Genomic DNA, 12,519 nt, shown 5'->3' with positions numbered 1-12,519 from the left:
CATAAAAAAAGTTCTTGATAGAGTATAAATTCTACCAAGAACTCTTTATATATAAACTAATGGTATGAAACTATCCGGCTTTTTTCATCATCGGTGTACTGAAAAGGCCTTTGCTGCGTGCGTAGATACCAGCGGGGTTGGTGTAGAGCATGATGCTCTGCAACATGACACCTGACATTTCCTGTTCGAGATGTTTAAGGTCTTCATGAAAATCCAGTTCACCGTATTTGAACTCCGTAACATCAACGTAACCAACATTGTGGCCGCTGTCGATCATATGCTGGATCGCCGTTACAAAAAACGCGCTACGCTTGACGTCTTCAATCATCGCCATATCCAGAGCATATTTGAAACCGGCTACGCCTTTACCACGAAACATCCGTAAACCGATCGATTCACCTTGCGCTTCATAATTATCGATTTTTTTGCTAATGGCCGTCACGCGATGTCCGTCTAATTTGACTTTCATATCTTCATCATCGTAGCTCGGATTGCGGTGAATAGCCAGAATAGCGCTGGCATCTTTTACATTCAGCGTCTTGATGAGTGCCTGGCGTTCGAAAACATTATCGCCGTTGACGACGATAAAATCCGTAGTCATTTCATCGCGGGCAAGCCACAATGAATAAAGGTTATTGGTAATGTCGTATTCGGCATTGGTAATAATTTTTAAGTGAAGATCAAGACCGTGAAGTGCCACAAAACGTTGAGCGGCTTCACGCAGTTTGTCAACACGAAAACCGCCGATAATAACAACTTCTTTAAATCCACAACTTGCAAGGGTAACAAGTTGATATTCTAAGATGCTGGTCCCATTGATATTCAGTAACGTCTTAGGCGTTTCTTGAGTTAACGGCAATAATCGGCTACCTTGTCCTGCTGCTAATATAAACGCTTTCATTTATCTAATCATCCATTCTGTTTGTGACTAATGTAACGAAATGTTTTATAGCAAGCACTGTACCGGCCTTATGATGATTGGTAAATGTAATTTTATATATTGTTTTTATTGTGTTTAAACTATAAAACTTCATACTGAGTCAATTATTAGCATTTTGTTTTTATTTGTTATGGAAATATTAAAATGGCAGATGAAAGTTTTTTCTTGCAGTGAACACGAATAAAAAAGATAAAACTAAAATTGTCAGAAGTTTATTCTTGTACCACTTCAACGATCAAATTTTGCGATCTCACTTTGAAAAAAACGAATTATAATGTTGGCATCATTAATTGGATGGAAAGTGAAATTGGCAGTGAGGCGTTGATTAACATTCGTAGTTAGGCGGGTTGCTGCTTTGCGGATTTCTTCTGGGAAAAAGTAGTCGGTGGAAACATGTCGAAGCCGGTCTAAGGCCGTTTTGCCCGGTATGGCTTCTTGATTTATTGAATGATTGTACTCGAGCAAAATAATGCCGACCGCACGGCGTACACATGTTCTGGCTCGACCGTCGTTTTTTTCAGACCAAGCTTTTTGAGCAGCATCCATTTCTTTTTCCAATGCTGCTTGCCATGCTATTGAACTCATTTTTTAAGTAATGTAAACATGACGACTCCTTTCGCTTCTTGGCGATGGATTCCAAATTGGTTTCCAACAAAGAATTCATTCCATCGCTGAAACGTGAAAAAATTTAATCCGCTGATTCGATGGATAATATTAAGAATCGCACTCAAAAAGCTATTTCTAGCAAACAAATTCATCACAAAAAACAGACCGCTATCGTTCAGCCATGTATGTGTGTTGCCGAGAACTTTCGAAGCATGACGGTATTCGTTCATACTTCCACCACAACTGATACGGGATGCAACATTTTCACTAAAGATCGCGGACTCAACATCTGCAAGAATCCATAAAATTTTATCTGAAACGCCTGCTGATTGGGCTTGACTAACAGCCTGGGTAAGCATTTTCTTTGAAAAATCGACAGCTAAAATTATTCCGTCCATTTGATGCGCAATCATCTTTTCGGCCAATGTAATGGCATAAAAACCGTGACTGGTTGCCAGATCGATACAAACCGAATGCGAAGGCAAAGAATTCATCTGAAGCCAATCCGTTAATTTTTCTTTTTCCTGTTCATTGGAAAATTTATTAGCGCAGAAAAGACTCATACACCAATTGCGCCAATTTTTTTGGTAACGGTTGGCAACAAGATGCCAGAAATTGGTACGTTGTGCTAAGGTAAGATCGGACGGCTTTTCCTGAAGCATTTCCAGGATACCCTTGTCGTATTTGAAACAGGTTTGACAAGCCTGGCAGACAACGACACAATGAGATAATACTTCCAGTGGCATGTTGTCGTCGCGATAGATGACAAAATTTTGAGCGTGACATTCTGTGCATCGGAGTAATGTAATCGCACGTGTCAAAAGCCATGCATTGGTTTTCGGATGAATGTCGTAATCGATATCGGTCATGATTTCTTTCTTCATTCAATTTTCGGCGTGAAAATAGAAAAAGTGTAGCCAATTTCCAATCTTTTTTCTAACTTTATCTGATAAATTATGCGTTGTTTAACAAGTGGAGGAGAATCATGGACCCTATTGGATCATTAGTATGCTTTGGTTTTGTTGCTTTTTTCTTTCTGATATTATTGATGTCATCGTTTTTTGTGATTAAGCAACAAACTGTCGGCGTGATTGAACGTTTTGGAAAATTTCATCGCATGGCACGTCCGGGCCTCGGCATGAAAGTACCGATTATGGATAAATTGGTCGCCCGTATCACTATTCGCGTTCAACAACTGGACGTCGTCGTCGAAACGAAAACGCAAGATGATGTGTTCGTCCATCTCAAAGTTTCCGTCCAATACTTTGTCATTCCGGAAAAAGTATACGATGCTTACTATCGGTTGACGAATGTTCATCAGCAGGTAACCTCATTTGTATTTGATCTTGTACGTGCTCGTGTACCAAAGCTTAAGTTGGACGATCTGTTTGAGAAAAAAGATGAAATTGCCGATGCCGTGCGTCAGGAACTTGGCCATACGATGGAAGAATTTGGTTACAATATTCTCAAAGCGCTCGTAACGGATATTGATCCCGATGCCAAGGTGAAAGAAGCTATGAATGAAATCAATGCCGCGACACGTTTGCGTATGGCGGCGACAGAAAAAGGTGAAGCAGAAAGGATCTTGAAAGTTAAAGCCGCGGAAGCGGATGCACAAAGCAAAGCCTTACAAGGTAAAGGTATTGCCGATCAACGTAAGGCTATCATTGAAGGTCTGCGCGATTCAGTCGAACAATTTCAACAAGCGGTAGAAGGTTCGACGGCCCGAGACGTAATGATGCTGGTGCTCATGACGCAATATTTTGATACCTTACAATCGATCGGTGAACACTCGCAAACCAATACGATCCTCATGCCACATTCGCCCGGCGGATTGGGTTCCATTGCTGATCAAATTCGTGATGCGATGGTAACAGCCGGCGAAGTCAATAAAAGTAAAAAAGAATGATGATTTTTTTCGGTGATCAGAATCGGGCTCTTTCCGCAATTAAGCGTGAACGGGCTCGATTCGTAACCGATTTTGTTGGTCAATAGTTAAGATGGATTTCTCAGGGACTGCTTTCCAGTGTGGGTCATCAAAAAGTTTTTCTGAAGCAATCACATATCCATTGGGGAAGCTGTCGGAATTTTCCAAATAATATAATGTAGCTTTACGATTTCCAAAATGATGTCGCGTAGCAATGACGTCGCGACCGTCTGTCAAACCGATATTCAATACGATATCGGTTCTTTTTTTGTCGGCCAGTTTTTCTAATTCTCGTATTGTTTGCCGAAGCGATTCAATTTTCTCCGTAAGCGAGAAATTATCACCCGCTTTTAGTCGATTTTCATTGAGGCGACTTAGCCACAAACCAAAAACATGTTCAGAGTCAGTATTGCCTTTGATGATATTCCAGACAAAAGGACTTATAAGCGAAATAAATTCCGGATAGATTTGAGTGCGGAATTCATCGACCGAACCGTTGTGCATATATAAAAATTGCTGATAAGAAAAAGGATGCGTATTAGTCCAGGAGACAGGCATTCCATCAGACGCTCCTCGGACATGAGCCAAAATAATTTCACCGGAAATGCCACGCAGCATAGGAACATTCAGATCGGTTGTGATCGGTGAGGGATTGCGATAAAGAGCCGGCTTTTCCGAAAGTGCGGACTGATACCATCCTATGCCGAAGCCATCGGAATTCGATGAACCCGACAACATTTCACGCGCATCAAAGCTTTGGCGAACCAACGAGTGAGGCGGATCGACTACAATTTTTGATAGAGCAATAGATGGGCCTTTATAAATGGCAAAGCGGCACATGGTTATCTCGGGTTCGTTATTTTCTTTTGAAGTAAAATAATCTGGTCGAGCGCTTCTCGTGATAAACCTATTTTCAAAAGCGTATCCAAAGACATTTCTTCTACGGTAATTTCTAAACCGAAGTCGCTTTCGTTGATATCATACTGAATATTTTTGACCGTATCAAAAATGCACATAGGTTCTTTGGTCTCGAATTCTTTCATGTCTTTTTCGAGGATGTGTATTTCGTCATTAACTTCGTGATAGATGATATAGTCGTCAACAAAAAAAGGATCGGCCGTCACGACAACCGATTTTCCTTTGTTAGTGAATTTAATTCGATCAAACATTGTTTCCTCCTCGTACTAGTGCGCTCTAAGATACAAAAAAACAAAAAAGAACGAAATAAAAAAAGCGGCTTAAAAAAGCCGCTTTTGAATTTAACCAATTTACTGGACTTGTCGGATGGTAATGCCCCATTTGTCGGGTTGTCCCGGCGGGTCGTCATTCCAGTCTTCGAAAGAATGCGAACCGTCAGTGATGTAATAAGCTTCATAAGTGCCGGCTTCGAGATAAATGACGCTGTCATAAATTCTGTTTTTCCGCGCTCCGCCGGCATGTTGCGACATTCCGTACGTCATTTCCCAAACGGTTTGCCCGGTATTTTTGTTTTTGATCCATCCGTAATCATACATGTGTCCGCTACGGCCTTCGCCGAGACAGATGACCCGAACTTTCGAATTTTGTTTGACAGTAAATGTTTTGGATAAATATTCATCATCGCCGACTCGTACAATTTGAGTTAAAATCGTCTTGTCTTCGGCCTCAACATACCGGGTTATATTTTTTCCGTCGGTCGCATTGACTAAACTTAGCGTGATACCCCATTTACTCGCATTGTAAGGTGGATCATCGTTCCAATCCTCGTAGGAGTGAGAACCGTCGGAAACATAATGAACGGTATAATCGCCAGGCATCAATGTGATTGAACCTTCAAAAAGCCTGTTTTTGTCGGCTCCGCCGGCGTATTTGGTTTCGTAATAGCGCATTTCCCATACGCGTTCGCCAGTCTTGGCATCAGTAATCCAAGCATAGTCGTACATACGGTGATCACGACCTTCGCCAATTGCATAGATAAAAATATCGGTTTGTTTGGATAATGAAAATCCTTCTGAACGATATTGACTGTCGCCGATTTTGACGAGCGAGAGAATTTCCTGTTTTTTTGCTTTTTTATAATCGTGTATATACGACAAATCATCCTCATTGATCACACGTACAGATAGTCCCCAGTATCCAGGATCATAAGGCGGTTGCATATTCCAATCGTTATACGAATGGGAATCGTCAGTCATATACGTCGCAATATAATTACCGGGAGGTAAAGTAATGACGCCATTGTACACGCGATTTTTTTCGGCGCCACCGGCATGGGACGTATTTTCATAACGCATTTCCCACACAGGACGAGCGGTCTGATCATTACTGATCCAACCGAAATCGTACATCTTTCCGTCCTGACCTTCGCCAATACAGTAAATGCGAACTTTGACTTCTTTTTCGACAGTAAAACCTTTTTCGAGATAATCGCTGTCACGCGCGCCGGTCAGGTTGATGACATTAATTTTTGGATCCGGTGACTGATAAGTGCCAAAGTTGTCTTTAGTCTCATCTTTTGCCATAATCCTGAATTTCCAGTCAGCATGATCTTCCCATAAATCGGCATCGTCAACAAATACTTTGACAAGATTTTTCATGAATTCATTCAAGTAGCTCTTCGATGAAGAAATTTTAATAATGCGTTGACCGTAAGTAGAATAATAAGCTTCATAATTACCTGGTTTCAACGTTACCGTACCCTTGAATTCAACATTGTTTGAACTCCATACGTCGTTAACGTTACTAGGAGTCATAGCCCATACGACTTCACGTGTATCCGTATTGAGAATCCATCCATAAGCTAACATCGGATCCCAACGATTCCATTTATGCGATTTGGACATAACGCCGACGGCGTCGATGTAAACAGCCGTTGACTGTTTGACGCTGAAGTTACGAACGTAAATTTCGTCAGGGTCAAAATCTTTCATATCCACAACGGCGTATTGCCCAAACGCTGTAACGCTGACGAACATCAAACCGGAGAAGTAAAATAGGGTTGTTAGGATTTTCCGCATAAGTTTTTCACCGCTCTTTTCGGTTGATACGTTAAAAAGCTTCATCCACTCAAACATACGGTTTCGGGGGTGCCAATGTTTCAGGAAAAACATAGATTTTTATGCTTGTTCAGAAGCGGATTTTGGTGCCCAGGTTGACGACAAAACCCTCTAGAGGAGCGTAGACATCATTAAATGTAGGCGCATCATATGGCGGATTCACGACGGGTGTAAATTTAGATTGCCGGGTATCGGTAAAATTTTCAAGATTGAGAAAAACGGTAAACATGCCCCAAGTTTTTTGCCCCATCAGACCCATAATCCAATAATTTTTTGATCGCGATGCAGATTGGAGTTTTTGAGAGCTTGTAAAATAAGCTTCATAACCGATTTTGTAGGTTTCCTCTTTTTCCATCATCAGGATCAAGTTCACCCTATGCCGTGGAGTAAGCAAGAGTTCAGAGCTTTTACTGCTTTTGTATTGTCGCGCGGAAATCAGCGTATAACCTACAAATAAATTAAGATGTTCAAAAGTCAGTTTGACATTGGTTTCCGCTCCTTTAGTGAGAATGTATCCCGAAGAGTTAAAGTAGTTATAAAAGGTTGAATCGGGGACAGGCGGGTAAACTTCCACTTCTAATGGATCATTAATACGCGTTAGATATGCTGCTTGATTCAGGTTGAGCGTTAATCGGTCACCGATTATAGTTTTATAATTGACGTCGAAAATTCCGCCTCGGGAAGTTTCGGCTTTCAGATGTTTATTAAATACGATTGGGAAGCGATAGCCCGTTTCCTCAGCTTTTTCTGAATAAACAGTAGGCGCTTTATATCCCAAGCCCAGAGTCAACCGTCCGCTCCAATGCTGTGTTGCTTTGTATAAAACCGATAATCGGGGCAACGCAAAAAAACCAAATTCATCATGCCAGTCTGTTCGTAATCCTGTTTCCATCAGCCATTGATCGGAGATATTCCAATAGCTTTGAAAAAAAACTCCGCCGATAATATACCGATCGTCCTGAAGGCGTCGATCGTTCTGATCATGCTGTTTAAAATGATCGGTAACGAGATTGCCGCCGATAATCACATCGAATTGTGAACGATTGATCAGTAAATTGACTTCGCTGAAACTGGACAATTGTTCATTAGTTACCGGAGTTCCTGTAAAATCGATTCTACGACTAAAAATATTGACGCTGTTTTTTAATGTCCAGACATTCCCTGTCGTTAATTTTTTTTCGTATTTTAACTGGGTATTTGCACGATAGCTGCGATTTTTTTCAACGTACACGTGGTTGGTATCTTTTTTTTCTTCGATGGCTTTGATGTCGCCGCCACGTCGGTCTTCGAAAGTTGTGGTTACGCCAAAGTTGAGCTGTGAATGTTCATTTGGATAATAGAATATCTTCGGATTGACAGTCAAAACTTTAACTTGGGGGAGGTCGGAGAAATTATCGTCGTTAGCATCGTACGCTTGCTGGCGATTGGCCGAGGCCAATATGGAAAATCCCAAACGATCGTCACGCTTTGAAAAAAACATTCCAGCGTCAGTTCCCATGGCGGAAGTCTGATTCAGTAAGAGCGTCCATTCGCGCTCTTTGCCGGGTTGTTTCGAGATTAAATTGACCATGCCGGCTATTGCGTCGCCACCATATAGCGTGGAAGAAGAACCTTTAATTATTTCTACTTGCGAAAGATCGAGCGGAGGAATTTGCATCACGCTGAGGCCGGATGACAAACCACCGAAAAGCGGAAATCCGTCCTTGAGAATTTGCGTGTACCGGCCGTCAAGGCCTTGAATACGGATATTGACGTTGCCGGAAGAAGCGGAAGTCTGCTGTACGTAAATTCCGGTTGATTCATTCAGCAGCATTGAAATATTCGATGGACGCATACTGAGTTTTTCATCGAGCTCTTCACCGCCAATCACTTCTACGCGCGTTGGAATGTCTTTGATTAAACGTTTGGTACGTGTGGTGGAAACCGTAATTTCTTCGCCTTCCAATTCTTTCTCTTCCATTTCGATTTCGAAAACATAATTTTTATCTTCGAGCGGAAATGTAATCGAAATGGATTGATCGGCAAATCCGATGTATGAAAACCTGATTATATACGGGCCGTCTGGAATACCTGTAACAGCTACCTTTCCGTCCTGATCCGTCGTACCGCCAATGGTTGTATTGTCCAACAAAACGTTGACGCCGATCAAAGGTTCGTTGTGTTCTCTGTCTTTCACAAAAGCCAAAAAAGTATTTTGGGAGTATGCAGAAGTGGAGCTAATAATTAAGAACAAAGAAATAAAACGTTTCATCTATAATTCCTACACGAAGTAGATCGAAATTAAATAAACCTAAAGTGATTAGCATTAAATGACAAAAAAAAGACGAGAAATACCAGTTATCTCTCGTCCTTTCGATTACGTACTTAAAGCAAGTATTAGCTAATGGCCGCTTTGAAATATTCGCGGCGCATGATAGCGATATGTTTGATTGAAATTTCTTTCGGGCAAACCGCTTCACATTCTCCGTGATTAGAGCAGTCTCCAAAACCGAGTTCGTCCATTTTGTGTACCATATTTAGCACACGTTGTTTTTGTTCAGCGTGACCCTGTGGTAAATAAGTAAACTGTGCGACTTTCGCTGCGACAAATAATGAAGCTGAACCGTTGGGACAGGCCGCCACGCAGGCGCCGCAACCGATACAAGCGGCTGCGTCCATGGCCTTTTCGGCCATATCCTTCGACACGAGGATCGCGTTGGCGTCCGCTGCAGAACCCACACGGCATGACGTATATCCGCCGGCGGCTATGATTTGATCGAACGCACTCCGATCGACCGCCAAATCTTTGATTGGTGGAAATGCCGTGCCGCGCCATGGTTCGACGGTAATCGTATCACCGTCTTTGAATTTACGCATATGCAATTGACACGTCGCCGTTCCTTTTTCCGGGCCGTGCGCAACGCCATTGATGACCATGCTGCACATACCGCAAATTCCTTCGCGGCAATCGTTATCGAATTCGATCGGATCGTCGCCTTTTTTGATCAGATCTTCATTGAGTACGTCAAGCATTTCCAGGAAGGACATGTCTTGCGAGACATTATTAACTGTATAATCCACCATCTTGCCTTTCGATGCAGCGTTTTTCTGACGCCAGACGCGAAGATGGAGGGTCATATTTTTCTTTTCCATAATTCCTCTTACCATTTATTCGTTCGGTTGCTGCGAACGGAGGTTAAATATTATTTATAACTGCGTTGCGACAGGTGCACATTTTCGAAATCGAGCGATTCTTTGTTGAGCACCGGTTCTTTATTCTCACCAGTATATTGCCAGGCTGCGACATAACTAAAATTATTGTCGTCACGCTGGGCTTCGCCTTCCGGCGTTTGAAATTCTTCCCGGAAATGACCGCCGCAAGATTCGTTACGGTGAAGCGCATCGCGAGCCATAAGTTCTCCCAGTTCCAGAAAATCGGCGACGCGGCCGGCGAATTCCAGATTTTTATTCAGGTTCTGAGGATCGTTGGGGATTACTACGTTTTTCCAAAATTCTTCACGAATTTTTGGAATTTCTTGTAATGCATGTCTAAGCCCTGCTTCTGTGCGTCCCATGCCGACGTAGTCCCACATGATCTTTCCGAGTTCGCGATGGAATTCAGTTACGGTCTTTTTACCATTGATTGACAGAAGTTTTTGAGTTTGAGCTTCAACGCCTTCACGCGCGTTTTTGAATTCGGTATGATCGATTGAAATTTTAGAAAAACTATTCGAAGCAAGATAATTGGCCATTGTGTAAGGAATAACGAAGTAGCCGTCGGCCAATCCTTGCATGAGTGCACTGGCTCCGAGACGATTGGCGCCGTGGTCGGAGAAATTGGCTTCACCCAGAACGAACAGGCCGGGAACGGTACTTTGCAGATTGTAATCAACCCATAAGCCGCCCATCGTGTAGTGAACAGCCGGATAAATCCGCATTGGAACTTTATAAGGATTTTCACCGGTGATTCGCTCGTACATATCAAAGAGATTGCCGTATCGTTCACGAATGGTATCGTCACCGAGACGTTTGATTGCGTCGCGGAAATCCAGGTATACGGAAAGCCCAGATTCGCCTACGCCGCGACCTTCGTCACACACCATTTTGGCATTACGCGATGCAACGTCACGTGGAACGAGATTGCCGAAACTTGGATATTTTCTTTCCAGGTAATAATCGCGCTCGTCTTCGGGAATCTGGTCGGGAGAACGTTTATCGCCTTTGTTTTTCGGAACCCACACGCGGCCGTCGTTGCGCAAGCTCTCGCTCATGAGTGTGAGTTTGGCCTGATATTCTCCGGAGACGGGAATGCAGGTGGGATGAATTTGGGTGTAACACGGGTTACCGAAAAATGCACCGCGTTTGTAGCAACGCCATGCGGCGGTTGCATTAGAATTTTTGGCGTTAGTCGAAAGATAATATACGTTGCCGTAACCGCCGGTGCATAGCAATACTGCATCGCCGACATGCGATTCGATTTCGCCGGTTACAAGATTTCTTGTAATGATGCCGCGCGCTTTACCATCTATGACAACGAGATCCAGCATCTCCCGGCGTGCAAACATCTGAACCGTGCCTTGCTCCACCTGGCGCATCATTGAGCCGTACGCACCGAGCAATAATTGCTGGCCGGTCTGGCCGCGGGCATAAAACGTGCGTGACACCTGCGCGCCTCCGAAGGAACGGTTATCCAATTGTCCGCCATACTCGCGTGCAAAAGGTACGCCTTGCGCGACGCATTGATCAATGATATTGACGCTCATTTGTGCGAGGCGATAAACGTTGGCTTCGCGGGCACGGTAATCGCCGCCTTTGATAGTATCATAGAAAAGCCGCCATATACTGTCGCCATCGTTGGAATAATTTTTGGCTGCATTGATGCCGCCTTGAGCCGCGATCGAATGCGCCCGGCGTGGTGAGTCCTGAATACAGAAGGATTTGACGTTGTATCCCAATTCGCCCAGTGATGCCGCTGCCGATGCGCCGGCCAACCCTGTACCGACAATCAATACCGTATATTTACGGCGATTGGCGGGATTAACCAGCTTCATCTCGAATTTATGTTGGTCCCATTTCTGCGGTAGCGGACCTGAAGGAATTTTAGAATCGAGGCTCATTTAAAGTCTCCCTGATTTTAAATGAACAATGAATAATGAACAATGAGCGTTGAATTGAAGAAATGTTTTATTCATTGTTCATTAATCATAGATCATTGTTTAGTAAAGTATATCCAAATTGGTATTAATATAAACCCTGCAGCCATAATGATGGCGAATAAAATCCCGAAGCTGTAAATGATAGGGGAATACCTTGGATGATTGACTCCGAGTGATTGAAATGCGCTCCAGAAGCCATGCCGCAAGTGCACTCCCAGCAGGATCATGATAATGGTATAACTGATCACATAATAGGGTTGTTGATACACTTCTATAACCAGCCGGTAAAGATCGCGCATGACCATGCCGTTGATACTAGTTTCATAGTAAGACCCGAATTTAAATGTTTTCAGGTGCAGGACGAGAAAAACCAGAAGAATCAATCCTGTCCAGATCATCGATACTGATGAAACGGATTTATGACTGTTACCACCGGCATTCGTTACTTTAATATAGTCGACCGGACGTGCTTTACGCTTTTTCAGAAAAATACTAATACCAACGATAGCGTGGAGTACAAATGCCAGAGTAAGCAGCGCTTCGATTACATACAATAACCCGCCGAGGCTGAATAATTTGTACGTATACAGATTAAAGGCTTCCGCACTGATCAGAAGACTGAAATTACCCGCCAAATGCCCGATGATAAACAGGCACAAGCCGAGGCCTGTGAGACCGGTCATTATCTTCTTACCGACGGACGACCATACCATTGAAAAAAAAGAAACCATGACAGAGGCTCCGTGATTAAAGTGAGTTACTTCATGTTTCGAATATTCGTTTCGTGAGATACGAAATAAGGAGAGTCGTTTACCGGCGGCTGCCGGTTGTGTCAGAACGGCAAGAAAATTAATGGAATGCGCGAAAAAATGCAAG

11 protein-coding genes are annotated in these 12,519 nt (G+C 43.1%); 1 reads left to right on the top strand and 10 read right to left on the bottom strand.

Features of this window, described 5'->3' with window-relative positions; all coding sequences use genetic code 11:
* Window positions 1-70 precede the first annotated feature (70 nt).
* The 3 genes from K1X84_15560 to K1X84_15550 form a co-directional block, all read right to left on the bottom strand.
* Window positions 71-901: a phosphocholine cytidylyltransferase family protein gene (locus K1X84_15560; protein MBX7153044.1), complete on the bottom strand. Its 831-nt coding sequence runs from the start codon at window positions 899-901 to the stop codon at window positions 71-73.
* Between the two features lie 267 nt (window positions 902-1,168).
* Window positions 1,169-1,498 carry a hypothetical protein gene (locus tag K1X84_15555; GenBank protein MBX7153043.1) on the bottom strand — a complete coding sequence of 110 codons (330 nt, stop codon included), beginning with the start codon at window positions 1,496-1,498 and terminating at the stop codon, window positions 1,169-1,171.
* 23 nt (window positions 1,499-1,521) lie between these two features.
* On the bottom strand, window positions 1,522-2,430 hold the full coding sequence (locus K1X84_15550; protein MBX7153042.1) for a class I SAM-dependent methyltransferase: 909 nt from the start codon (window positions 2,428-2,430) through the stop codon (window positions 1,522-1,524).
* 101 nt (window positions 2,431-2,531) lie between these two features.
* Between K1X84_15550 and K1X84_15545 the strand changes: the two genes are divergently transcribed.
* The gene (locus K1X84_15545; GenBank protein MBX7153041.1) at window positions 2,532-3,455 is read left to right on the top strand and encodes an SPFH domain-containing protein; all 924 of its coding nucleotides are present in this window, start codon (window positions 2,532-2,534) and stop codon (window positions 3,453-3,455) included.
* A gap of 39 nt (window positions 3,456-3,494) precedes the next feature.
* On the opposite strand, the gene egtC is transcribed toward K1X84_15545, so the two are convergent.
* The 7 genes from egtC to K1X84_15510 all read right to left on the bottom strand — a co-directional run bounded on the left by egtC (window position 3,495) and on the right by K1X84_15510 (window position 12,374).
* Window positions 3,495-4,313: an ergothioneine biosynthesis protein EgtC gene (egtC, locus tag K1X84_15540; GenBank protein MBX7153040.1), complete on the bottom strand. Its 819-nt coding sequence runs from the start codon at window positions 4,311-4,313 to the stop codon at window positions 3,495-3,497.
* Window positions 4,314-4,315: 2 nt separating this feature from the next.
* Entirely contained in the window at window positions 4,316-4,642 is a 327-nt protein-coding gene (locus K1X84_15535) for a hypothetical protein (GenBank protein MBX7153039.1), read from the bottom strand.
* Window positions 4,643-4,741: 99 nt separating this feature from the next.
* The gene (locus K1X84_15530; protein ID MBX7153038.1) at window positions 4,742-6,469 is read right to left on the bottom strand and encodes a hypothetical protein; all 1,728 of its coding nucleotides are present in this window, start codon (window positions 6,467-6,469) and stop codon (window positions 4,742-4,744) included.
* Between the two features lie 109 nt (window positions 6,470-6,578).
* Window positions 6,579-8,759, bottom strand: a complete 2,181-nt coding sequence (locus tag K1X84_15525) for a TonB-dependent receptor (protein MBX7153037.1) — start codon at window positions 8,757-8,759, stop codon at window positions 6,579-6,581.
* A gap of 125 nt (window positions 8,760-8,884) precedes the next feature.
* A complete protein-coding gene (locus tag K1X84_15520) occupies window positions 8,885-9,640 on the bottom strand; it encodes a succinate dehydrogenase/fumarate reductase iron-sulfur subunit (protein MBX7153036.1) in 756 nt (251 codons plus the stop codon).
* Between the two features lie 50 nt (window positions 9,641-9,690).
* Window positions 9,691-11,604 (bottom strand): fumarate reductase/succinate dehydrogenase flavoprotein subunit, encoded by a 1,914-nt coding sequence (locus K1X84_15515; GenBank protein ID MBX7153035.1) that lies wholly within the window; start codon window positions 11,602-11,604, stop codon window positions 9,691-9,693.
* Between the two features lie 92 nt (window positions 11,605-11,696).
* The gene (locus K1X84_15510; GenBank protein MBX7153034.1) at window positions 11,697-12,374 is read right to left on the bottom strand and encodes a succinate dehydrogenase cytochrome b subunit; all 678 of its coding nucleotides are present in this window, start codon (window positions 12,372-12,374) and stop codon (window positions 11,697-11,699) included.
* Window positions 12,375-12,519 lie beyond the last annotated feature (145 nt).

The sequence above is a fragment of the bacterium genome, from assembly GCA_019695335.1.
In the GTDB taxonomy this organism is placed as follows: Bacteria; CLD3; CLD3; order SB21; family SB21; genus JABWBZ01.
Note: the sequence above shows the minus strand (reverse complement) of the source record. Positions and strands in the feature narration are given on the sequence as shown.